Source organism: Streptomyces alanosinicus, assembly GCF_014650595.1.
In the GTDB taxonomy this organism is placed as follows: Bacteria; Actinomycetota; Actinomycetes; order Streptomycetales; family Streptomycetaceae; genus Streptomyces; species Streptomyces alanosinicus.
On the sequence record NZ_BMVG01000003.1, the window covers coordinates 270,859 to 292,035 of the forward strand.

General features: G+C 72.6%; 19 protein-coding genes and 2 pseudogenes. 11 read left to right on the plus strand and 10 right to left on the minus strand.

The features are described 5' to 3' along the window. Nucleotides 1-240 precede the first annotated feature (240 nt). The gene (locus IE277_RS09790) at nucleotides 241-1,992 is read right to left on the minus strand and encodes a DUF2264 domain-containing protein (RefSeq protein WP_189950958.1); all 1,752 of its coding nucleotides are present in this window, start codon (nucleotides 1,990-1,992) and stop codon (nucleotides 241-243) included. Between the two features lie 120 nt (nucleotides 1,993-2,112). Between IE277_RS09790 and IE277_RS09795 the strand changes: the two genes are divergently transcribed. Beyond that, nucleotides 2,113-3,792, plus strand: a complete 1,680-nt coding sequence (locus IE277_RS09795) for a rhamnogalacturonan lyase B N-terminal domain-containing protein (protein WP_189950578.1) — start codon at nucleotides 2,113-2,115, stop codon at nucleotides 3,790-3,792. Between the two features lie 41 nt (nucleotides 3,793-3,833). Here the strand turns inward: IE277_RS09795 and IE277_RS09800 are convergent, their stop codons facing one another. Together IE277_RS09800 and IE277_RS09805 are read right to left on the minus strand one after the other, a co-directional pair. Beyond that, a complete protein-coding gene (locus tag IE277_RS09800) occupies nucleotides 3,834-4,913 on the minus strand; it encodes a glycoside hydrolase family 43 protein (RefSeq protein WP_189950580.1) in 1,080 nt (359 codons plus the stop codon). Continuing rightward, nucleotides 4,910-5,185: a hypothetical protein gene (locus IE277_RS09805; protein WP_189950582.1), complete on the minus strand. Its 276-nt coding sequence runs from the start codon at nucleotides 5,183-5,185 to the stop codon at nucleotides 4,910-4,912. Before IE277_RS09805 ends, IE277_RS09800 begins: the two co-directional genes overlap by 4 nt. Nucleotides 5,186-5,237: 52 nt before the next feature. Here IE277_RS09805 and mmuM point away from each other — a divergent pair, with 52 nt between their 5' ends. Next, on the plus strand, nucleotides 5,238-6,176 hold the full coding sequence (gene mmuM, locus IE277_RS09810) for a homocysteine S-methyltransferase (RefSeq protein ID WP_189950585.1): 939 nt from the start codon (nucleotides 5,238-5,240) through the stop codon (nucleotides 6,174-6,176). A 41-nt stretch (nucleotides 6,177-6,217) separates the two neighbouring features. On the opposite strand, the gene IE277_RS09815 is transcribed toward mmuM, so the two are convergent. Beyond that, nucleotides 6,218-7,792: a carboxylesterase/lipase family protein gene (locus IE277_RS09815; protein WP_189950586.1), complete on the minus strand. Its 1,575-nt coding sequence runs from the start codon at nucleotides 7,790-7,792 to the stop codon at nucleotides 6,218-6,220. Nucleotides 7,793-8,034: 242 nt separating this feature from the next. Here IE277_RS09815 and IE277_RS09820 point away from each other — a divergent pair. Continuing rightward, nucleotides 8,035-8,218 (plus strand): annotated as a pseudogene (locus IE277_RS09820) (LacI family DNA-binding transcriptional regulator); the annotation flags it as partial. 59 nt (nucleotides 8,219-8,277) lie between these two features. Here IE277_RS09820 and IE277_RS09825 read toward each other — a convergent pair. Together IE277_RS09825 and IE277_RS09830 are read right to left on the minus strand one after the other, a co-directional pair. Next, nucleotides 8,278-8,541, minus strand: a complete 264-nt coding sequence (locus IE277_RS09825) for a hypothetical protein (protein ID WP_189950588.1) — start codon at nucleotides 8,539-8,541, stop codon at nucleotides 8,278-8,280. Beyond that, nucleotides 8,538-9,401: an isocitrate lyase/PEP mutase family protein gene (locus IE277_RS09830; RefSeq protein ID WP_189950590.1), complete on the minus strand. Its 864-nt coding sequence runs from the start codon at nucleotides 9,399-9,401 to the stop codon at nucleotides 8,538-8,540. Before IE277_RS09830 ends, IE277_RS09825 begins: the two co-directional genes overlap by 4 nt. A 237-nt stretch (nucleotides 9,402-9,638) precedes the next feature. Here IE277_RS09830 and IE277_RS09835 point away from each other — a divergent pair, with 237 nt between their 5' ends. Together IE277_RS09835 and IE277_RS09840 are read left to right on the plus strand one after the other, a co-directional pair. Then, nucleotides 9,639-10,271 (plus strand): VOC family protein, encoded by a 633-nt coding sequence (locus IE277_RS09835; RefSeq protein ID WP_189950592.1) that lies wholly within the window; start codon nucleotides 9,639-9,641, stop codon nucleotides 10,269-10,271. Between the two features lie 117 nt (nucleotides 10,272-10,388). Beyond that, nucleotides 10,389-10,790: a VOC family protein gene (locus IE277_RS09840; protein ID WP_189950593.1), complete on the plus strand. Its 402-nt coding sequence runs from the start codon at nucleotides 10,389-10,391 to the stop codon at nucleotides 10,788-10,790. Here the strand turns inward: IE277_RS09840 and IE277_RS09845 are convergent. From IE277_RS09845 to IE277_RS09855, 3 genes and pseudogenes are all read right to left on the minus strand, one after another. Then, entirely contained in the window at nucleotides 10,773-11,459 is a 687-nt protein-coding gene (locus IE277_RS09845) for a helix-turn-helix domain-containing protein (protein ID WP_189950595.1), read from the minus strand. The genes IE277_RS09840 and IE277_RS09845 overlap by 18 nt on opposite strands. A gap of 198 nt (nucleotides 11,460-11,657) precedes the next feature. Then, nucleotides 11,658-12,473 carry a VC0807 family protein gene (locus tag IE277_RS09850; RefSeq protein WP_229881145.1) on the minus strand — a complete coding sequence of 272 codons (816 nt, stop codon included), beginning with the start codon at nucleotides 12,471-12,473 and terminating at the stop codon, nucleotides 11,658-11,660. A 146-nt stretch (nucleotides 12,474-12,619) separates the two neighbouring features. Beyond that, a pseudogene (locus tag IE277_RS09855) lies at nucleotides 12,620-13,626 on the minus strand (AraC family transcriptional regulator). 186 nt (nucleotides 13,627-13,812) lie between these two features. On the opposite strand from IE277_RS09855, the gene IE277_RS09860 reads away from it, so the two are divergent. Next, entirely contained in the window at nucleotides 13,813-14,019 is a 207-nt protein-coding gene (locus IE277_RS09860) for a hypothetical protein (RefSeq protein WP_189950597.1), read from the plus strand. Between the two features lie 76 nt (nucleotides 14,020-14,095). On the opposite strand, the gene IE277_RS09865 is transcribed toward IE277_RS09860, so the two are convergent. Continuing rightward, nucleotides 14,096-15,301, minus strand: coding sequence for a YihY/virulence factor BrkB family protein (locus IE277_RS09865; RefSeq protein ID WP_189950599.1), 1,206 nt, complete (start codon nucleotides 15,299-15,301; stop codon nucleotides 14,096-14,098). Nucleotides 15,302-15,432: 131 nt separating this feature from the next. On the opposite strand from IE277_RS09865, the gene IE277_RS09870 reads away from it, so the two are divergent. The 5 genes from IE277_RS09870 to IE277_RS49440 all read left to right on the plus strand — a co-directional run bounded on the left by IE277_RS09870 (nucleotide 15,433) and on the right by IE277_RS49440 (nucleotide 21,072). Then, complete coding sequence (locus IE277_RS09870; protein ID WP_189950601.1) at nucleotides 15,433-17,070, plus strand: acyl-CoA dehydrogenase family protein; 1,638 nt, start codon at nucleotides 15,433-15,435, stop codon at nucleotides 17,068-17,070. A gap of 311 nt (nucleotides 17,071-17,381) precedes the next feature. Continuing rightward, a complete protein-coding gene (locus IE277_RS09875) occupies nucleotides 17,382-18,668 on the plus strand; it encodes a GAF domain-containing protein (RefSeq protein ID WP_189950961.1) in 1,287 nt (428 codons plus the stop codon). Nucleotides 18,669-18,843: 175 nt separating this feature from the next. Next, a complete protein-coding gene (locus IE277_RS09880) occupies nucleotides 18,844-20,175 on the plus strand; it encodes a hypothetical protein (RefSeq protein WP_189950603.1) in 1,332 nt (443 codons plus the stop codon). Between the two features lie 90 nt (nucleotides 20,176-20,265). Beyond that, the gene (locus IE277_RS09885; protein WP_189950605.1) at nucleotides 20,266-20,838 is read left to right on the plus strand and encodes a GNAT family N-acetyltransferase; all 573 of its coding nucleotides are present in this window, start codon (nucleotides 20,266-20,268) and stop codon (nucleotides 20,836-20,838) included. 150 nt (nucleotides 20,839-20,988) lie between these two features. After that, on the plus strand, nucleotides 20,989-21,072 hold the full coding sequence (locus IE277_RS49440; protein WP_309486338.1) for a putative leader peptide: 84 nt from the start codon (nucleotides 20,989-20,991) through the stop codon (nucleotides 21,070-21,072). The last annotated feature ends 105 nt before the right edge of the window (nucleotides 21,073-21,177 follow it).

The window sequence follows — 21,177 nt, forward strand, 5'->3', positions numbered from 1 at the left end:
CGGCGGGCGGCCGGTACGCGACCGCGTTCGCCTCACGGGGTGCCGCGTCCGCCAGGAAGAATCCGGCCGACTCCAGCGGCCGCGGCTGGACCGTCACCCCGCAGACCGCCACGCACCACGGAAGGTTCGCGAGCGCCGACAAGGTGGTGAGCGCGCGGATCACCGGTAATGTCGCGGTCCTCAAGGACGGGACCCTCACCTGGGCCTAGGCGCCCGTCACCCCGTCCTACGCCACCCCACTCAACGGGGCGTCACCGACCACGACGAGCCTGCGGATCGCCCGTCTGAAGCCGTGAACCGAAAGGCGTGCTCCACGCCGGACGCCCAGCGGACCCGCACTTCGCGATCCTCCCCCACCGTGACGGAGACCAGCTCCGCGAGCGGCCGCGGGTCCGGTTCGCCGGTGAGCCGGGCGAGCGCCACGAACAGCGTGGCCCCGCCCGGCCCGGCACCCGGCCCGGTCTCTCCGGTCAGCTCTCGCGACAGGCCCGACACCGGCACCAGTTCGGCCCGCAGGCCGGTGCGGGGGCCGGTGCGGAGCCCGTCCGGTGCCCGCCAGCCCGTGATCCGCACCGGTGTCCCGGGATCCGCCCCGGCCACGAGATGGGCGCGCACCTCCACCGCGCCCTCGGCGAGCACGAGGCTGGTGACGGTGATCCCCTCGCACACGGTGTGCCGGGAGGCGATCCACCCCGCACCGGTGCCGAGCGGCACGATCCGCGTCCGGCCCGGATCGCCGCCGACGATCACACTGTTGTCGTACGACACAGGGTCGGGCGTCGTCGCGGTCGAGTAGGCGAGCCGGGTGTAGTAGGGGTCGTAGCGGACGTCCTCACTGCCGTGGTTGTGCAGCCGTACCAGTCCGTCCGCAGACGTGGACTGAAGGAGCCAGCCGGGGACCGGGACGAGCCGTACCGTGTCGGCGTGTTCGGCCGGGCCGGGTTCCTCGGTCGCCGTCCACACCTCGTGCTCCGGCGGCAGCAGCAGGCCGAGAAAGCCTTTGGCCGCCCAGTAGGGGGAGGCCGGGCCCGAGTAGTCCTGTACGAGCGACGCGTCGGGGCCGAGCCAGCCCAGCGGAAGCAGACCGCGCTCGTCGAGGGCGCCGCCGTCGAGGAAGTATCTGAGGGTGCCGGAGGCCAGCCGCCGCGTCCGACCGGGGGTCAGCGGGGTCCGGCCGGTCAGCGCGCCGAGCCAGAGCGGGGCGGTGGTCGCGAACCGGTAGGTCAGGGAGCGGCCCTGGCGGAGCGGGGCGCCGTCGCCGCCGAACAGGTGGACGTAGTCGTCGAGATGGCGGGCCAGCCGTGCGCCGTACACGGAGAGCAGCTCGGTGTCGCCGGCCAGCCAGGCGTGCAGGACCGGGTACAGGTGCATCGCCCAGCCGTTGTAGTAGTCGAACTTCCGGCCGTCGCCGTCGGTGTACCAGCCTTCGCCGCGGTACCAGCCCTCGATCCGTTCCAGGCCGCGGTCGACCGCCCTGCGGGCCGCCTCCGTCCGGTGGCCGATCTCCTGGAGGAAACCGCCCACGGTGACGGGGAACAACTCCCAGTTGCACGGCCAGGGTTCGGCGGTGAGGGCGTCCGCCAGCCAGTCGGCGGTGCGCTGTCTGACCCCCTCGTTCAGCCGGTCCCACAGCAGTGGCCGGGTCAGCCGCAGGGCGAGGGCGACGGACGCGGCCTCGACGAGCGGCTGACCGCGGTGGCCGATGCGCGGCCAGACCCCGCCGGGGCCGGTCGCGAGGCCGTCGGCATAGCGGCCGAGCGCCCTCTCGTCGCGCCGGAAGGCAGCGAGCAGCAGCGTACGGGCGTACCCCTCCAGTCCGTCGGAGAGGTGACCGGACCGGCTCACATGGTCGCCGGGGAGGTGGTAGAGGGCGCGGTCGGGGGTGGCGTAGGGCTCGACGGCGGCCAGCAGGGCATCGGCGGCGGCCTCCCAGTGGGCGCGGGTGTAGCCGGTGTACGGGCTCGACGCGCGGTCGTCGGCGGGCAGTTCGATCACGACGGTGGCTGTCCTTCCTGGCGGGTCCTGCGGGGAGAAAGCCCTTTCGCGAAATCGATTCGACTGTCACCCTGCCAGACACGCGCACTCCCCGGACCTCCCGAAGGAGGCACCCCCATGTCCGGATCCCCGAACGGCGCGGTCGACCGGCGCGCCTTCGTCCTCGGCACCGCTGCCGCCGCCGGTGCGGCGGCCCTCGCCGGCCCCCTCGCCGGCTCCGCGGCGGCGGCCGGCTTCGGCTGGAGCGACGACGGCTCGGACTACGTCGTCGACACCGGCGCGGGCCTGGTCCTCAAGGTCAGCAAGACCGATGGCGACCTGACCTCGCTGGTGTACAAGGGCACCGAGTACCAGGGCTACGGCGGCAAGAACTCGCACATCGAATCCGGCCTCGGCGCCTCGACGGTGACACTCGCCCGGTCCGGCCCGACCATTCTGATCTCCGTCGCCCATGGCACGCTGCGGCACTACTACGCGGCCCGCAGCGGCGAGAACAACATCTATCTGTGGACGAACAAGGCCGACTCCTCGGTCACGGCGACCCGGTACATCGTGCGCGTGAAGGCCGGCCTGTTCCGCGACGACGAACCGGACTCCTACACGTACACCACCAGCACCGTCGAGGCTTCCGACGTGTTCGCGAAGTCCGACGGCCAGACCCGCTCCAAGCACTACTCGAAGCGCCGCGTCATCGACTACGACTACATCGGCTGGACCGCCGGCGGCGTCGGGCTGTGGATCGTCCGCAGCAACCACGAGAAGGCCTCCGGCGGCCCCTTCTACCGCTCGCTCCTGCGCCATCAGGGCACCGACGGCGGCGGCCTGTACGAGGTCCTCTACTACGGCGAGAACCAGACCGAGTCCGAACGCTTCGGCCTGCAGGGCCCGTACGTCATCGCCTTCACGGACGGCGGCGCGCCGTCCTCCGCCTTGTACCACGGCACCCTGACCACTGCGTGGGCCGACGCGCTCGGCATCTCCGGTTATGTCCCCGACAACGGCCGGGGCCGGGTCGCCGGCGTCGGCATCACCGGCCGGGACACGGCGTACACCTACACGGTCGGGCTCGCGGGCCCGGCGGCCCAGTACTGGGGTACGGCACGCGCCTGCGACGGCTACTTCTCGATGTCCAGGGTCCTGCCGGGCAGCTACACGCTCACGGTGTACAAGGGCGAGCTGGCGGTCCGCACCGCTCAGGTGACCGTGTCCGCGGGGGCGACGACCACCCTCGGCACGATCGCCGTCCCGTCGTCCAACGACCCGTCGAACGCGAGCGTCGTCTGGCGGATCGGGGACTGGGACGGCACACCGGGCGGGTTCAAGAACGCGGACCTGATGACCTACGCGCACCCCTCGGACGCACGGGCCTCGACCTGGACCGGGAACGTGGTGATCGGCAGCGGTTCCGAGACGTCCGCCTTCCCCTGTTACCTGTGGAAGGACGTCAACAGCGGTCTGCTGGTCTACTTCAGGCTCACCGCCGCCCAGGCCGCCGCCGCGCACACCCTGAGAATCGGCGTGACGACGGCGTACGCGAACGGCCGCCCGCAGGTCACGGTCAACGGCACCTGGACCTCGGCGGTCCCCTCCCCGCCCGCCCAGCCGAGCACCCGGTCCCTGACGGTCGGCTCGTACCGGGGCAACAACCACACGTTCACGTACAGCGTCCCGGCGAGCGCGTGGCTCACGGACACCGGCCGGTACAACGTGCTGAGGATCGACGTGGTGAGCGGTTCGGGGACCACCGGCCATCTCAGCGCGGGCACGGCGATCGACGCCATCGACCTGCTGATGTGACGGCGGTGGCCTGGGCGACCTTCACTCACGCGCGCTCCGCCTCACGGTGCCGTGTCGGCGACGGGGATCCCGAAGTCCGGGGTACCGTCCGGCTTCCAGCCGAGCCGCTGGATCCGGGTGTGGCGGTTGGGGTCGTTCAGCGGGTCTCCGGTGATCTCCTTGTAGGGGCGGGCGTGGTAGACGAGGATGTCGGTACGGCCGTCCTCGGCGACGGTGAAGCAGTTGTGGCCGGGGCCGTACTGACGGGTGGCGTCATTGCTGGTGAACACCGGGACCGGGGACTTGGACCAGCTCCGCGCGTCCAGCAGGTCACTGTCCGCGTCGGCGGTGAGCAGGCCGACGCAGTAGTGGTAGTCGGTGGCGCTGGCCGAGTAGGTGAGGAAGACGCGACCGCCCCGTTGCAGCGCGTACGGGCCCTCGTTGACCTTGAAGCCGACACACTCCCAGTCGAACTCGGGGGTGGACAGGCGCACTTGGGGGCCGCTCAAGGTCCAGGGGTCGGCCATCGCGGAGATCCACAGCGCGGTGTTGTTGTCCATGCCGGGCTCGTGCTGGGCCCAGACCAGATAGCGGGTGCCGCGGTGCTCGAAGGTGGTGGCGTCGAGGGAGAACGTCTCCCAGGCGGTGCGGATCTGGCCCCGCTCCACCCAGGTGCCGCTGAAGGGGTCGGGGTGCGCGTTCTCCAGCACCCAGATGCGGATCGCCCACACGTCCTCGGCGGGGGCCGAGGCGAAGTAGATGTACCACTTGCCGCCGATGCGGTGCAGCTCGGGCGCCCAGATGTGCGCGCCCATCGGGCCGGTCGTATGGGCCCGCCAGATCACGGACTCGGCGGCCGTGGCGAGGCCGTTCAGAGTGCGCGAGCGGCGCAGGATGATGCGGTCGTACCCGGGGACCGTGGCCGTGAAGTAGTAGTGGCCGTCGGTGTGGCGGGTGATGTGCGGGTCGGCGCGCTGCGGGGCCAGGGGGTTCCTGAAGGCGCGCGCTCTCGGGGTGCCGGCGGCCGGGGTCGCCGCCCACGCCGCGCCGGGCGCGGCCGCCAGGGCGCCCGCGGCCAGCGCGGCGCCCTTCAACATCAGTCTGCGGCTGGGGACTTCGGGCAGATCGTGCTCGCGGCTCATACGGACTGCCTCTCGGCCGGTGTCGATGAATGCCGCTCATTTTCGATATCCCGAACGGCATCTGTGATTCCGAACGTCGAAAAGGTAAGGGTGTGCCGGTGCGGGGTCAATGGGTCGGGTCGTGCGAGCATCGGCACGTTCCCGGTCATCGCTCCGACCCGCAGATTGACCACGCGGCTGCGCTCGTCCTCCCCGCGCCCGCTGAGCTGCGCGGCGACATCGCTGCGCCCCGCGGCCACGCTGACCGTGAGCCCGTCGGCGACGGCGATCATTTGGCTTTGCCATGTTTTGATTTAGCTCTCAGGTTGATCCACTGTGTGTGGCATGACCAGCGACACCTCCTCCGGCCGCACCGACTCCCCCGGCCTCGCCGACGCCCTCGCCGACAGGGTGCTCGTCCTCGACGGCGGCATGTCCAACCAGCTGGAGTCGGCCGGACACGACCTGAGCGACGAGCTGTGGTCGGCACGGCTGCTCGCCGAGCGGCCACAAGCGGTGACCGAAGCGCATCTCGCCTACTTCCGGGCGGGCGCGGACGTGGCCATCACCGCGAGCTACCAGGCCACCTTCGAGGGGTTCGCGCGGCGCGGCATCGGCCATGACGACGCGGCGCGGCTGCTCGCGCTGAGCGTGGACCTCGCCCGTGCGGCCGCCCGGCGGGCCAGGGACGAGGGCATCGACCGGCCGCTGTGGGTGGCGGCCTCGGTCGGGCCGTACGGGGCGATGCTCGCGGACGGCTCCGAGTACCGCGGCCGGTACGGACTGAGCGTGGCGGAACTGGCGCGCTTTCACCGGCCGCGCATGGAGGTGCTGGCCGCCGCCGCGCCGGACGTGCTCGCGCTGGAGACGGTGCCGGACGCCGACGAGGGCGCCGCACTGCTCGAAGCGGTGCGCGGGCTGGGGGTGCCGGCGTGGCTGTCGTACACCGTCGAGGGCCGGCACACGCGGGCCGGGCAGCCTCTGGAGGAGGCCTTCGCCCCGGCCGCGGAGGTGGACGAGGTGATCGCGGTGGGCGTGAACTGCTGTGCGCCGCGGGACGTGACAGCCGCGGTGGAGATCGCGTCCAGGGTCACCGGCAAGCCGGTCGTGGTCTATCCGAACAGCGGGGAGACCTGGGACGCCGAGGCGCGCGCCTGGACCGGGAGGACGACGTTCGACGCAGGGCAGGTCGAGGCGTGGCGGGCGGCGGGCGCCCGGCTGATCGGGGGGTGCTGCCGGGTGGGGACGGAGGGCATCGCGGGGATCGCCTCCGGCGGCCGGTGAGGTTCGCCGGCTCGCCCTCACACCTGTGGCGGTGCTGCGCGTCAGCGGCGCCTGGCGGCGACCGACCTCCGCAGGCGCCGTACCGCTGCCGTCAGTTCCGTTCTCGGGGGGCGGTCGTCGGTGTCGGTGGCCGGGGCGGGTTCGGGGACGGTGGTGGCGGGGGACCAGAGGGCGAACTCCGCGTCCCGTGGGCCGTACGCGGTGTACGGCCCACCGTCGCCGAAGATGCGCACGGGGTGCGACGCGTCCCAGGGCTCCCAGCCGGGGTCGCCGGTCGCGGCGAAGCGGACCCAGGCCCCGTGCATCGCTGCGCACAGCTCCGGTGGGGCGCCCTCGCCGGCCAGCTTCTGTGATGCGGGTATGGCGCCGGAGTCGAAGACGAAGCCCAGTTCCAGGGCGTGGCAGGCGCCGAGGGACGGGAGGCCGGAGGGCCAGGCGAACTCGTAGAGGTGGCAGGTGCCGGGGCGGGAGTCGGCGAGGCGGTGCAGGGGGATGCGCAGCAGATGGTCGGTGACCATCTGGCCGACGATCTCGGCGGTGCCGGCGTTCGGGTGCAGGGCGCGGTAGCCGCGGGGCACCTCGTGGCCGGTGCGGCAGCGGGCCATGGCTCCGGCCAGGGAGACGGGGCCGAGCCGGTCGACGTGTTCGAGGAGTCCGCCGGGCACCAGCCACAGCCGGTACTCGTCCCGGGTCCAGCCCATGAGCAGTTCCACGCCCGGGGCGGCGTCCCCGTCGATCAGTGCCTGCAGCGGGTCGCCGGGCACGAGATCGCCGTCGACGACGATCCCGAAGGCGGGTCCGCCGAGCACCGGGCTGCTGAGCCGGCCGACCTCGGCCTGGGTGTGCAGCAGCAGATCACGGTCGACGGCGGCGAAGGCCTCGGCGGTGGCGGGGATCCTCAGCCGGGTGGCCATACGACGCACCATGCGCCGTACCTTGTCGCGGTCGAAGACCTCGGGCGGGCCGCTCTGCAGCACCGCCCGCCGGATCAGCCCACGGGCCTGCGGGGCGGCGAGCAGGGCGCCGGCGCTGATCGCACCGGCCGACTGGCCGCACAGGGTGATCCGGCCGGGGTCGCCGCCGAAGGCACCGATCGCCTCGTGGACCCAGCGCAGGGCGGCGAGCTGGTCGCGCAGTCCGGAGTTGGGCGGTGCGTCGGGGAACAGTCCGTAGCCCTCGATCCCCAGCCGGTAGTTGATCGAGACACAGACCACGCCGTCCCGGGCGAAGGTGCTGCCGTCGTACACGGGCACCGCGGAGGATCCCCTGGTCAGGGCGCCGCCATGGAGCCAGAGCAGGACGGGCAGACGGGCGCCTGGGTCCGGTTCGGGGGTCCATACGTTGAGGTTGAGGCAGTCGTCGCCGGGGATCTCGGGGTCGGCCAGATACTGGGCGAACGCCTCGGAGTACGGCGGTTTCGGCGCGGTCGGACCGAAGGCGCCGGCCTCGCGCACACCGTCCCAGGACTCGGGCGGCTCGGGCGGCCGGAACCGCAGGGGGCCGACGGGCGGGGCGGCGTACGGGATGCCCCGGAACACCGCGATGCCCTTCTCGTAGCGGCCGCGTACGGCCCCGTGGGGCGTTCTGACCACGGGGCCTGTCTGGTCTGCCGTCATCGCCCACCAGCCCTTCACCGTGCTCCTGCGTTCTGCACCGCCACGCCGACTGCACCGTCAACATCAGAGCATCACAGTGCGCCGATGTATTCCGGCGCACAGGCCCGGCACTGGGCCGTTCGGCGTACCGTCCGGTGAATTCCCTTGTCCTCACGTCCGTGTTGCCTCGCATCTATCACAGGAAGCGCTTTCTGCGCCGGTGGGCGGGCCCCGGAAGAGGGCAGGCCGGAGAGGCTGTTTCCGTGGTCCGTGCGGGGAGTACACACGTGCCGGCCGGGCCGACCCTGGCGGTGCTGGCCCGGGAGGCGGGGGTGTCGGTGCCCACCGCGTCGAAAGTGGTCAACGGCCGCGAGGACGTGGCGCCGGAGGCCCGTCGCCGGGTCATCGAGACCCTGGACCGGCTCGGCCATGTGCGGCGCCCCGCTTCGACACCGCGAAGGCCCGGCCGTCCTCGCTCCCGGTTGTTATCGGGGATCACCGGCCGGTCAGCCCTCGCCGTGGTGACCGGCGGCGCCCATGAAGGCCTCGACCACGTCGACGGCGCTGCCGTCGTGGTCACTGCCGGCGGTGCCGCTGCCGGCCTGGACATTGGCCGCGCGGTCGACCTCCAGCCAGGAGTCGGCGTTCGAGTTGTCGATGACGGTGATCAGGCTCTTGTCCGCGCTCGCGCCCGAGGGCGCGGCAGCGGCCCCGACCAGCGCGGCGGCGGCCGCCGCGGCAAGCCCCCACCGGGGTACGGCACCGTTCACACGCCCACGCCCTCGGGGGTGCGTCGCTCGCGGGCGATATTGCGCTCCAGCAGCGCGGTGGAGGCCTTCACGCCGATCCCTCTCGTGGGGTCCACCTCCGGCAGCCGGCCGTCGGCCGCCTTCAGGCCGGCCAGCGCGGAGTCCATCGCCTCGTGCGCGGCGAACAGACACGGGGTGCTGTAGATCGCCACATCGACGCCCAGGTCGGCCAGTTCACCGAGCGACAGACGGGGTGACTTGCCGCCGGCGATCTGGTTGAACAGCAGCGGCTTGGCACCGACGACCGTACGGATGCGCTTGATCCACTCGATGCTGCGCACCCCGTCGACCAGGATCACATCGGCGTCGGTCGCGGCCAGCCGTTCGGCGCGGTGCAGGATGTCCTTCTCGTCCGTGGCGTCCGTCCGGGCGACGACGACCAGGTCCTCACGGGTCTCCAGGACCTGGTGCAGCTTCTCCAGATACTCCTCCAGCGGCAGCACCTGCTTGCCGTCGGCGTGCCCGCAGCGCCGGGGCCGCTTCTGGTCCTCCAGGATCACGCCGGAGGCGCCGATCCGCTCCAGCCCCTCGACGACGTGACACGCCACCTCGGCGTCGACATACCCGTCGTCGATGTCGACCAGCAGGTGATGGTGCGGGAACGCGCCCCGCAGCCGCTGGACGAAGGCCACCATGTCGGGCCAGGCGATGAATCCGATGTCCGGCAGCCCGTAGTACGAGGCCGCGAAGCCGAAGCCCGAGACGAACATCCCGTCGTAGTGCTTGGCCGCGATCGACGCCGAGTACATGTCGTACACGCCGATCAGCGGTGTGGTCCCGGGCCCGGCGATGCGCTCGCGCAGCTTTTTGCCGTAAGTCATGGCCGGCTCCTCCTGTTGGGTGGGGGGCGCGGGGCCGGATGGCCGACGCGTCTCGACGTCCTTTACCAAGACATGAGTATCTATAGATATTCATGTGACCATCCATGTACGCCAGCTTTACTCACCTCAATGGCGCAACGGGTTCACCGCAGAAACGTCACGCCCGGCACGGTGCGGGGCGGGCCACCCGAACAACTCCCTTGAAAGGCCCCGCCGGTGACCGTAGCCTCGCCGGGCATGAATGCCGTTCCCCCGCTCCTGGACCATCTCGTCCTGGCCACGCCCGACCTGGTGACGACGGTCGCCGACTTCGCACTGCGGACCGGTGTGACACCGGCGCCCGGCGGTGCGCACCCCGGCCTCGGCACGCGCAACCATCTGGTGGGGCTGGGCGGCCGGAGCTATCTGGAGATCATCGGCCCCGACCCCGAGCAGCCCGAACCCGCCGTGCCCCGGCCGTTCGGGATCAGCCGGCTGACCGGGCCACGCACGCTGACCTGGGCGATCAGCCCGCCCGACCTGGAGTCGGCGATCAGGACGGCCCGCGCCCGGGGCTACGACCCCGGGCCGGTGCGCCCGATGAGCCGCCGTACGCCGGACGGCACCGTGCTGCGCTGGCGACTGACCGACGCCGACCACGCACACCCCTCCGGCCTGGTCCCCTTCCTGATCGACTGGGGCGACTCCCGCCACCCGACGGACTCGGGTCTGCCGGTCACCCCGCTGCTGGAGGTGGCCGCCACCGTGCCGGACCCGGCGCAGGCACGCGGACCGCTCGCGGCCCTCGGCACCGGGCTGGCACTCACCCCGGGCCCGATCGCCCTGTCCTTCACCGTGGACACCCCCAACGGGCCGGTCAGCTTCGGCTGAGGCGCGAGCCGGGGGCGTGGGCGGGCCCGGGAGCGTGGGCCGTGGACCACGCGGCGCGCCCCCGAGGTGTCCGATTCCTTCAAGACCGGCCGGCGGCCGCCCCCCTACGGTGATCGCATGACTGCACGATTCGCCGTGATCGGCGTGGTGGCCTCCGATCTGGCCGCCTCGCTCGCCTTCTACCGTCGCCTCGGACTGGTCTTCCCTCCCGGCGCCGAGGAACAGCCGCATGTCGAGGCCGAGTTGCCCGGCGGACTGGTGCTCGCCCTGGACACCGAGGACACCGTCCGCTCCTTCCACTCCGGCTGGCGGCCGCCCGAGGGCGGTGGGCGCGTGGGGCTCGCCTTCCGATGCGGCTCGCCCGCCGAGGTCGACGCGCTGTACGCGGACCTGGTGGCCGCCGGCCACCACGGGGAACTGAAGCCATGGGACGCGTTCTGGGGGCAGCGGTACGCCACCGTGCACGACCCCGACGGCAACGGTGTCGACCTGTTCGCCCCGCTACCCGGCGCCGAGTAGCTCCCCGAGCGGCATCCCCGTCAACTCCCGTACCTCACGGGAGAGATGGGACTGGTCCGCATACCCGGCACGCACCGCCGTCTCGGCGTACGGCGTCCCGGCGCGGGCCAGCGCCAGCGCCCGCCGCAGCCGCAGGATGCGGGCCAGGGTCTTCGGGCCGTAGCCGAACGCGCCCAGGCAGCGGCGGTGCAATGTGCGCGTGCCGATGCCGAGTTCGGCGGCCGTCGCGGAGACCGGGCGGCCCTCGTCCAGGCGCTCCACCAGCCGGTGCAGCAACGGGTCGGGAGCCATGGTCCGCGCGGCCTGTTCCAGGGCGATGTCCTCCAGTGCCGTCGCCGGGTCGGACGCCGACCCGACCCGGTCGGCCAGGCGCCGGACCCGGTCGGCGGGCCAGAGGTCTTCCAAGTCGACCCGAAGATCGCGCAGTTCGTGCGCGGGGACGCCGAGCAGTGCGGGCGCGGTGCCGGGGAAGAAACGGACGCCGGCCCAGGAGCGGGGCGGTCCCCCGGGGACGTAGGGGCGGGTGTCGGGGCCCGCGACCAGCAGCCGGCCCTCGCTCCAGAGCAGATCCATGCAGCCGTCGGGCAGCACGGGCCCGCCGCCGGCCCCGTCCGGGGTGTTCGTCCACACGACCGCGCCCGTCAGCCGGGACATCCGCTCCGCGTACACAGGTGCCAGCCTATGTCGCCGGCCGGCCAGGACGCCCGCCCCGCGTCCCAGTGCTAGGCGGCTGTCCCACGAGCACCTGTCCTGTGCCCCGTCCCCCAAGCACCTTTCCTGCGCTCCGTCCCATGAACACCCGCGCCGTGAACACCCGCCCCGAGCGCCTCGTCGTCCGAGCGCGCCTCGCCCTCCGAGCGCCGCGCCCTACGACCGCCCGCTCGGCTCTGGTGCCGCCCCGTGGGAGGCCGGACGCGGTGATCCCGGGGTGGACCATATGCCGCCGTCGGGGACGCCGAAGAGCGGGAGACCGTGGCGGGTGCGGAAGCGGCGGGCGTAGGCGGCGGTGACCGCGACGGTCAGGGCCAGCAGCAGGAGCGAGACGACCCGGGTCAGCAGCGGCACGCTGTCGGTGGGCAGGGTGGCGGCGGCCAGTGTGCCGACGCCGCCGTCGAGCACCTGCCCGGCTCCCCAGGTCACGGTCAGGACGCGCAGTCCCCGGCGGAACTCGGCGGAGTCCCGCCATATCCGCTCCCGGGCACCGGGCACCGGACCCCGGTGCAGTCGCTGTCCGAGCTGGAAGGCCAGCGGCCTGCCGGTGAAACCGGTGCCGAGCATCCAGCCGCCGACCACGAGGGACAGCACCGCGTCCTTGAACAGCAGGATCCGGGGGCCGCCGCCGATCAGTGTGGCCAGCGCGGCGGCGGCCAGCAGCACCGTGAAGAACAGGTCGACCCCGTCGATCCGGCGCCGGCGCACCGCTCCGGTCACCAGCCGCAGAGCCGATGGCGCGCCGCTGAGCAGAAGCGCCGGTCCCTGTCCGGCACCGAGGGCGCGGGCCGCGTAGTACACGAGGAGCGGCACGACGAGGTCGATGGCGATGGAGAGCAGCGGGCCGTAGGCCGCCGTACCGCTCTTCGGTTCCGCGTCGCCCTCCCCCACGCCCGGCCGTCGTAACCGGCTCGTCGTGTCCGCCGTATCCGCCACATCCGCCATGTCCACCACGTCCGCCACGTCCGCCACGTCCCTCGTCTCCTCGCGTCTCCGGCCGCACCGCGCCGGCCTGCGGAAAACGCTAGATCCGCAGCGGTGCCGGGCGGATCGGAGCACGGGTGGAGAGCCGGGTGGAAAGCAGGTGGAACCGAGGGTGGAGATCTGAGGCGCTGCCCTCAGGGCCGTCCCCCATAGCCCCCGTCGCCCCCGGGGCCCTCGTGGCCCCCATGGCCGCCGCGGCCCGCCCGGTGCTCCTGCGGGCTCACGCCGTACACGCGCTTGAAGGCGGTGGAGAGGGCGAAGGCGCTGCCGTAGCCGACATGGCGGGCGATGGCGTCGAGGGTGAGGTCCGTGTCGCGCAGGCGGTCGGCGGCGAGGGCGAGCCGCCAGCCGGTCAGATAGGACATCGGGGGTTCGCCCACGAGGTCGCGGAAGCGGCGGGCGAGGGCCGCGCGGGACACCCCGGCCTTGACGGCGAGCGCCGCCACCGTCCACGGGTGGGCCGGATCGTCCTGCAGCAGGCGCAGCGCGCGGCCGACGACCGGGTCGGCCAGCGCCCGGTACCAGGCGGGGGCCGCCGCCTCGGGGCGGGAGAACCAGACCCGCAGCGCGCTGATGAGCAGGAGGTCCAGCAGGCGGTCCAGGACGACCTCCTGGCCGGGTTCGTCGCGCACGATCTCCTCGGCCAGCAGGGGCGTGAGCGGGCAGTCCCACACCTCGGCGGGGAGGGTCACGAGCGGCGGCAGGGCGTCGAGGAGGCGGCCGTGGATCTCACCGCGCATCAGGTAGGTGCCGATCAGCTAGGTGCCGATCAGCATGACCGTGGCGGCGTCGGGGCGATCGCCCCAGGTGCGCACCCCCAGGTCCATGGAGCCGTTCAGGGAGGTGCCGTCGGGGTAATGGCACTCGCCGCCGGGCAGGATCAGCGCCTGCGGGGCGGTGTCCGCCTCGTCGCCGCAGGTGTACGGGTCCGGACCGCGCGCGATGGCCAGGTCGCCGGGGCCGAGCCGCACGGCACGTGGTCGCCGTCGGGGGTGATCCAGGCGGTGCCGCGCGCCATGAGCATCACGGTCAGCGGCGCCTCGTCCGCCACCCGCACGGCCCACGGCGGATCGAAGCACGCCCGGATCATGAAGGCGCCGTGCGCGCGTGGACCGTCCAGCAGGCCTGCGAGTGCGTCCATGAAGGCAGCGTAGACACGTAGACGCACGCTTATGGGCGCGAGCGGCTCGGCGATGTCGCCCGTCCCCGCACGGCAGTTGACTGACGGACATGACGCAGAACACCAAGAACATCCAGGACACGCAGGGCGGCCCGGACACTCGCCGAGGTCGCGACGGCGACAGGGCGGGAGCTGACGTACCGGGCGGTGTCGCCGCGGGAGTACGGGGAGCGGCTGGCCGGGTTCGGGGTGTCGCCCGAGGAGGTGGAGTTCCTGGTCGAGCTGTTCGCGTCCCTGCTCGACGGGCACAACGCGCACGTCTCGGAGGGGGTACGGCAGGTGCTGGGGCACGCGCCACGGGACTTCGGGGACTACGCGCGCGAGGCCGCGGCGGCCGGTGCGTGGGCGGTCTGAGGCGGCGCAGGGTCCCGCTTGAGGGCCGGGGCCGGCCGTGACGCCGCACAGGTCACGTCTGCGGACGGCGCACAGGTCACTTCTCCGGGTGTGCCGTCCCCCCCGTCCCGCCCGTCTCGTGCGGATGCCGGCCGTCGTCCTCGTGCGGATGCCTGCCGTGCGCCTTGTGCGCGTGTTCCACGTGTTTGGCGTGGGTGCGCAGGCGGGCCGTGACGTCCTCCGGGGGCAGGAAGCGGGACCAGCGTTCGGGGAACTCGGACGGCATGTCGGGGTCGTCGGGGTCGGCTTCGCGGGCCGCCGCGGCGCGGGCGACGTACTCGACGACCTGGGCCTCGCGCATCCGCTCGTTGGCGGCGCGGGCGGCGGCCGTGGCGGCGGCGGGCCAGACCCGGTCGATGGCGGCGTTCACGGCCGCGCCGACGAGGACGGCGAAGGCCGACACGCCGATCCACAGGAGTACGGCGACGGACGCGGCGAGTGAGCCGTAGATGGTGGCACCCTCGATGGTGTGCACGAGGTAGATCCGCAGGAGGATGCTGCCGAGCACCCACATGGCCAGCGCGACCAGGGCGCCGGGAACGTCCTCGATCCACGGGGAGCGGACGGGCACGGAGACGTGGTAGAGGGTGGTCAGGAAGGCGACCGACAGGACGATGACGACCGGCCAGTACAGGACCTGCACCACCGTCGCCGACCAGGGCACCACCCGGACCACGGCGTCCGGGCCGGCCACCATCAGCGGCAGCGCCACCGAGCCGATCAGCAGCGCCACGATGAACAGCAGGAACGACATCATCCGGGTCTTGACGATGCCCCGGACGCCGTCGAGGCCGTACATGACGGTGATGGTGTCGATGAAGACGTTCACCGCGCGGGATCCCGACCACAGGGCGAAGACGAACCCGATGGAGATGACGTCCGGCCGGGTCTTCAGCACGTCGTGCAGGATCGGCTCGGTGATCTCCTTCACGCCCTTGTCGGACAGGATCGTCCGCGAGGCGTCGAGGATGTTGGTCTCCAGGCTCCTGATGGTGTGGGCACCGGTCCAGGTGTCGACGTAGGCGAGCAGTCCGATGAGGCAGAGCAGCAGCGGTGGCACGGACAGCAGCGTGAAGAACGCGGCCTCGGCGGCGAGGCCCAGGATGCGGTACTCCATGCAGGAGTTGACGGTGTCCTTGAGCAGCAGCCAGGCGGTCCTGCGCTTGGAGACGTTCCGGTAGAGGGCCCGGGCCCGGTGGAGGCGACCGGCGGACTGCTCGGGGGGTTCACTTGCTGGCTGCACGACCCAAAGGTATCCGCAGCGCCGGACCGCCCTCACCTTCCGGGGCGCCCGACCGCGTCCGGCGCCGCCGGCGGGGTCGCTGTGCCACTCTGGAGGCCTTCACCACCGCCTTCCCGGGTAGGTTCGCAATCATGGCAGGCACCCCCACCCACACCGTGACGAACCAGCCGCCCCCGCTGGTCGGCCACGACCTCTTCGCCACCGACCGGGCCCTGGTGGCGGCCGTCGAGCGGCACACCGGTGCGGATGTGCTCGACGAGGTGCGCGCGGAGCTGTCCCTGCTGGGCCGCGCGGCGGGCTCGGCACAGCTGCAGGAGTGGGGCGTACAGGCGAACGAGCACCCGCCCCGCCTGCGCACCCACGACCGCTACGGCCACCGGATCGACGAGGTCGACTTCCATCCGGCCTGGCACCGGCTGCTCGGCAAGGGTGTCTCCGCGGGGCTGACGGCGGCCTGGACCCGGCCGTCCGGGCATGTCCGGCGCGCCGCCGGATTCCTGGTCTGGACCCAGGTCGAGGCGGGCAACTGCTGCCCGCTGTCGATGACCCACGCCGCCGTGCCCGCGCTGCGCGCCGACCCCGCGCTCGCCGCCGAGTGGGAGCCGCGGCTGACGTCCACGCTCTACGACCGTGCGCTGCGGCCCGCCGCGCGGAAGCCCGGCGCACTCTTCGGCATGGGCATGACCGAGAAGCAGGGCGGCAGCGACGTCCGCGCGAACACCACCGAGGCCCGGCCGCTCGCCGAGGCGGGCACCTACGCGCTGACCGGGCACAAGTGGTTCTGCTCGGCGCCGATGTCGGACGCCTTCCTGGTGCTCGCCCAGGCCCCGGAGGGCCTCACCTGCTTCCTGGTCCCCCGCGTCCTGCCCGACGGCGCCCGCAACGTCTTCCTCATCCAGCGGCTGAAGGACAAGCTGGGCAACCGCTCCAACGCCTCCGCGGAGGTGGAGTTCGCCGGCACCTGGGCGCGCCGGGTCGGCGAGGAGGGGCGCGGGGTGCAGACGATCATCGGGATGGTCGCGGCTACCCGGCTCGACTGCGCGCTCGGCTCGGCGGGCCTGATGCGGCAGGCGGTGTCGCAGGCGATCCATCACTGCACCTACCGGGAGGCCTTCGGCGGCCGGCTGCTCGACAAGCCGCTGATGCGCAACGTCCTCGCCGACCTCGCGCTGGAGTCGGAGGCCGCGACCACCCTCGCCCTGCGGCTCGCGGCCGCCTACGACGACGGCGGCGAGCAGGAACACGCCTTTCTGCGGCTGGCGGTACCGGCCGCCAAGTACTGGATCACCAAGCGCTGCGCGTCCGTTGTCGTCGAGGCCGCGGAGTGCCTGGGCGGAAACGGGTACGTCGAGGAGTCGGGCCTGCCCCGGCTGGTACGGGAGTCGCCGCTGAACTCCGTCTGGGAGGGCGCCGGAAACGTCCAGGCTCTGGACGTACTGCGGGCGCTGCGGCGGGAGCCGGGCGCACTGGACGCCTGCCTGACCGAGATCGGCCGCTCGCACGGCGCCGACCACCGTCTCGACCGTGCCGTGAAGGACCTCTTCACCGAACTCGCCGACCTGGACGCCGTCGAGGGCCGGGCCAGGCGCCTGGCGGAACGTCTCGCACTGGTGCTCCAGGGCTCACTCCTGGTCCGCCATGCCCCGCCGGAAGTGGCGGACGCCTTCTGCGCCTCCCGCCTGGGCGGCGACCACGGTTCGACGTTCGGCACGCTGTCAACGGGCCTGGGCCTGAAAGCGATGGTGGACCGAGCGCACCCGGGCTCTTGAAGCGCAGGCAGGCTCTTCATGTAGCACATTCGGCTGAATCCCCGGAGGGGGTGGTGCTGCGCCGACACGGCACCACCCCCACCACCTGGGCCCGTTGAGCCCGCGGACCCGACCAGTCTCGGCCACCCTCCGGCCGTCCACCAGGGTTGCAGGGGGTTGCAACTTGTCGGGGCACGTGCGCGGAGTGTGTGCCTCCGGCCTGCCCGGAGCGGCAGTATGGAGAGACACAGCCGGACCGGAAACCGCCGCCCGGACGGCTTGACAAATATGTTCGATGCCTTTCCCGGGAGGCCTCCGTGGTGAACCCGCCGATGAACATGGCGCGCCTGGCCGCCGTGGACGCGACACAGGCGGCGCGGCTGCTGAGCGAGGCACGCGACGCCACACTCGCCGGTCAACGTGCGAGGATCGCGCCGCGTCCGGTGATCGAGCAGTCCTGGGGACGGATGCTGCGCAGCGGTGTCGATCCCGATCACGACTTCAGATCCGGCCTGCTGTCCTCCGACGAAGTGCGCCGCCGGCGTGAGGAGTCACGGCTGCGGCATGTGCTGCCGGTGCTGCGCGAGGGCCTGCTTTCGGTCGCCGATGTCGCCCAGCACATCATGGTCGTCGCGGACGCCGACGGGCGGGTGCTGTGGCGGGAGGGGTCCTCGCCGGTGCTGCGCAAGGCGGACGGCCTGGGCTTCGAACTCGGCGCGGACTGGCGCGAAGACGTCGTCGGCACCAACGGGGTCGGCACTCCGGCGGTGGTACGGCGGCCCGTCCAGGTCTTCGCCGCCGAGCACTTCGTCCGCACGCACGCCTCCTGGACCTGTACGGGCGCACCGATCACCGACCCCAGGGACGGGCGGCTGATCGGTGTCGTGGATGTCAGCGGTCCGCTGGAGACCATGCATCCGGCGACCCTCGCCTGGGTGAACTCGGTGGCCAAGCTGGCCGAGGCGCGGCTGCGGGAGCTGCACCGGGACTCGCTGGAGCGGCTGCGGGCGGTGGCGGCACCGGTGCTGGCCCGGCTGGAGGGACGGGCGCTGGTGGTGGACCGGGACGGCTGGTCGGCGGCCGTCACCGGGATGCCGTACGTGCCCCGTGTCGCGCTGCCCAAGTCGCTGGCGCCGGGCCGTCGCTGGCTGCCGTCACTGGGGTCGTGCGCGGTGGAGCCGCTGGCCGGGGGCTGGTTGCTGCGGGCGACCGAGGAGCCGCTCGGCACCGTGACCCGCATCGTGCTGGACCTGGCGAGGCCGGGTCGCAGCACGCTGACGGTGGCCGGGGCCGCGGGTCCGTGGTCGCGGGAACTCAGTCCCCGGCACGCCGAGTTGCTGTATCTGCTCGCCACACACCGATCGGGACGGGGTGCGGCGGCCCTGGCCGGGGATCTGTTCGGGGATCCCTCACGCACGGTCACGGTGCGGGCCGAGATGTCACGGATCCGGCGGTACTCGGGGGAACTTCTGCAGCATCGGCCGTATCGTTTCCGCGAAGACGCGGAGATCGAGGTGCTGCTCCCCGACGACCCTCGTGACCTGCTGCCTTCCTCGACGGCACCGGCGATCTCGCGGATCCGTTCGATTGCTCGGAGCGGCGGACCGGCCGCCCGGTGAGCGTGTCTTCCCCATATTTGCGGGGTCTCGGCCCTGCACGGGCCGTTGCTGCCGTAGCATCCCCTACGGGCCTTCCCATCTGCTTCTCGCGTCAACGTACTGATCGGCAGGCGCAGTTGACGCGCCGCCGGCAGGCGCGTCCCGGCGGCGGAGGGGCCCTGGAAGAGGGGACGAGATGAAGCATCGCGGCAGACACCGTCGGCGCAGACGCGGTGCCGCGCTGCGCGCGTTCCTCACCGGGACCGCGCTCGCGCTCACTGCCGCCGCCACTCTGATCAGCGTGTCCCAGGCGGACGTCACCGACAGCCCGGGCGCGCTCAGGCCGCTCTCCGCCCCGGCGGACACCGCCCCGCTCGGGCTGCGGGAGCGACTGGTCCCCGCCCGCACCCTGGACCGGCTCGCGGCCGCGATGGGCCGCCCGGTCGGTGTGGACGACGTCCTGGCGAGCGCCGACCGCGAGACGAACGCGTCCGCCGACTGTTCCGCCACCGACCGCGCCACCCTGCCCGTGACCCCGGCCCCCGCCCGTGCCTACTGCTGGGACCCGGCCGACACCGCCGGCGACTGGCGGCCGGCATCGGTGACCACCTCGGGGGACGCCGACGACGACGGTGTCTGGGGCGCCCACCGGGTCGTCCTCGCCGGCTGGACCCACAGCACCACCAGCGGCCGCGCCGCCGAGCGGGGTCTGGCCAGGGTCGCCTTCATGGACGCGGGCGACCCCGCCCGCCTCGCCTACCGCTGGGTGCTGCTGGTGGTGCCGGTCGACGGCGGCCGGGACTACCGGGGCCTGTCCTCGGCGATCTCCGGCATGGTCTGGTACCAGGACAAGCTGCTGGTCACCACCAGGACCGGCAGCGCCGACGCGCTCTACGTCTATGACCTCGACCGGATCCAGCGCACCGATGTCGACGGCAGCGCGATCGGCCGGGTGCCCGGCGGCTGGTCCGCCGACGGCTATCGCTTTGTGATGCCCGCGGTCGGGTCGTACCGGTTCACCGCCGGCCGCTGCGCCCGCTCCGGCCCGCCCTGCCCCGGCGCGCTCTCCCTCGACCGGGGCTCCGCGCCGGACAGCCTGGTCGCCGCGGAGTGGACAGCGCCGGACGGCGACCGAGGCGCCCGGCTGTGGCGGTACGCCTTCAGTACGGATCCCGCGCGCGGCGGGCTGCTCGCCACGGACGCCGGGGGCCGGGCGAAGGCGGTTCAGGCGTACCGGACCCGGGCGGCCGGGATCCGGGGCGTGCTGTCGTACCGCCAGCCCGGGACGGGCCGTGTGTCCTGGTATGTGGGACGCCTGCCCGGGTCACGGGACGGACATGGCGCACTGTGGCGGCAGGACGTCGACGGGGCGACGGCGGCACGCTGCGGCTCGGACGGCTCGCACCGCTGCTGGGCCGCGGCGGCGGGGTCCCTGTCCTACTGGCAGGAGACCGGCGAGGTGTGGTCCCTGTCGGACCGGATGCTCTTCACGGTGCCACTGGCCGCGCTGGACCGGTCGGTGGGGTGACCGGGGCCCCGGCTCAGGGGTGACCGGGGCCGGCGCCGGGGTGAGCCAGTCGATCGACAGACCGGGCGACGGGATGGTTCCCTGGCCCGCATGAGCAGCGTCCCCGTCACCACCTGGTACCTGGAACAGACGTCACCGGGTGATCTTCTGCCCGCCGCGGCACCCGAGGGTGATGTCCGGATCGTCCGGGCCGAGGTCCCCTCCCCCGAGTTCAGCCGCTTCCTGTATGCCTCGGTCGGCGGTGACATCCGCTGGACCGACCGCCTGGGCTGGACGTACGCCCGGTGGCAGGAGTATCTGGCCCGGCCCGGCGTGGAGACCTGGGCGGCCTACGACCGGGGCACCCCCGCCGGCTTCATCGAGCTGGCGGCTCAGGACGAGGGCTCGGTCGAGATCGCCTACTTCGGGCTCCTCCCCGCCTTCCGCGGCCGACGCATCGGCGGCCATCTGCTCGCCTACGGCACGGCGCGCGCCTGGGACCTGGCCGAGCGGTGGCCGCAGCGGACCCCGACCAAGCGGGTGTGGGTGCACACCTGCAGCAAGGACGGCGAGTTCGCCATGGACAACTACCAGCGGCGCGGCTTCACCCTGTTCGAGACCAAGGTCGAGCCGGAGCCGGATGTGGCGGCGCCGGGGCCCTGGCCCGGGGCGTACCCCGCGTGACATCCCGCTGGTAGCCCACCTGACCTGCCGGGACAAGCCACCCGGCGACACATGTGAGCGATGACACTCTTGTCTCACATTCCGGGACAAGGGTGTCCGCATTTTGGATAACTCTGGACTGTGTCCAGATCGCCATGACACGCTTCCGTCATGTCTGGAACTGGAATTGCCTTGGTGAGTCGGCGGCACGTCGACCTCGGCCGCATGTCCAGCGCCATCTGTCCGGCGAGCTGACGCCCCAGCACCGCCGCACACCCCCCGCACCTGATCCCTCTTGCGCAATGCCGCGCACGCCTGCCCGCGTGCGCGCCTTTACGCAGGTCAGAGCTGATTCCCACC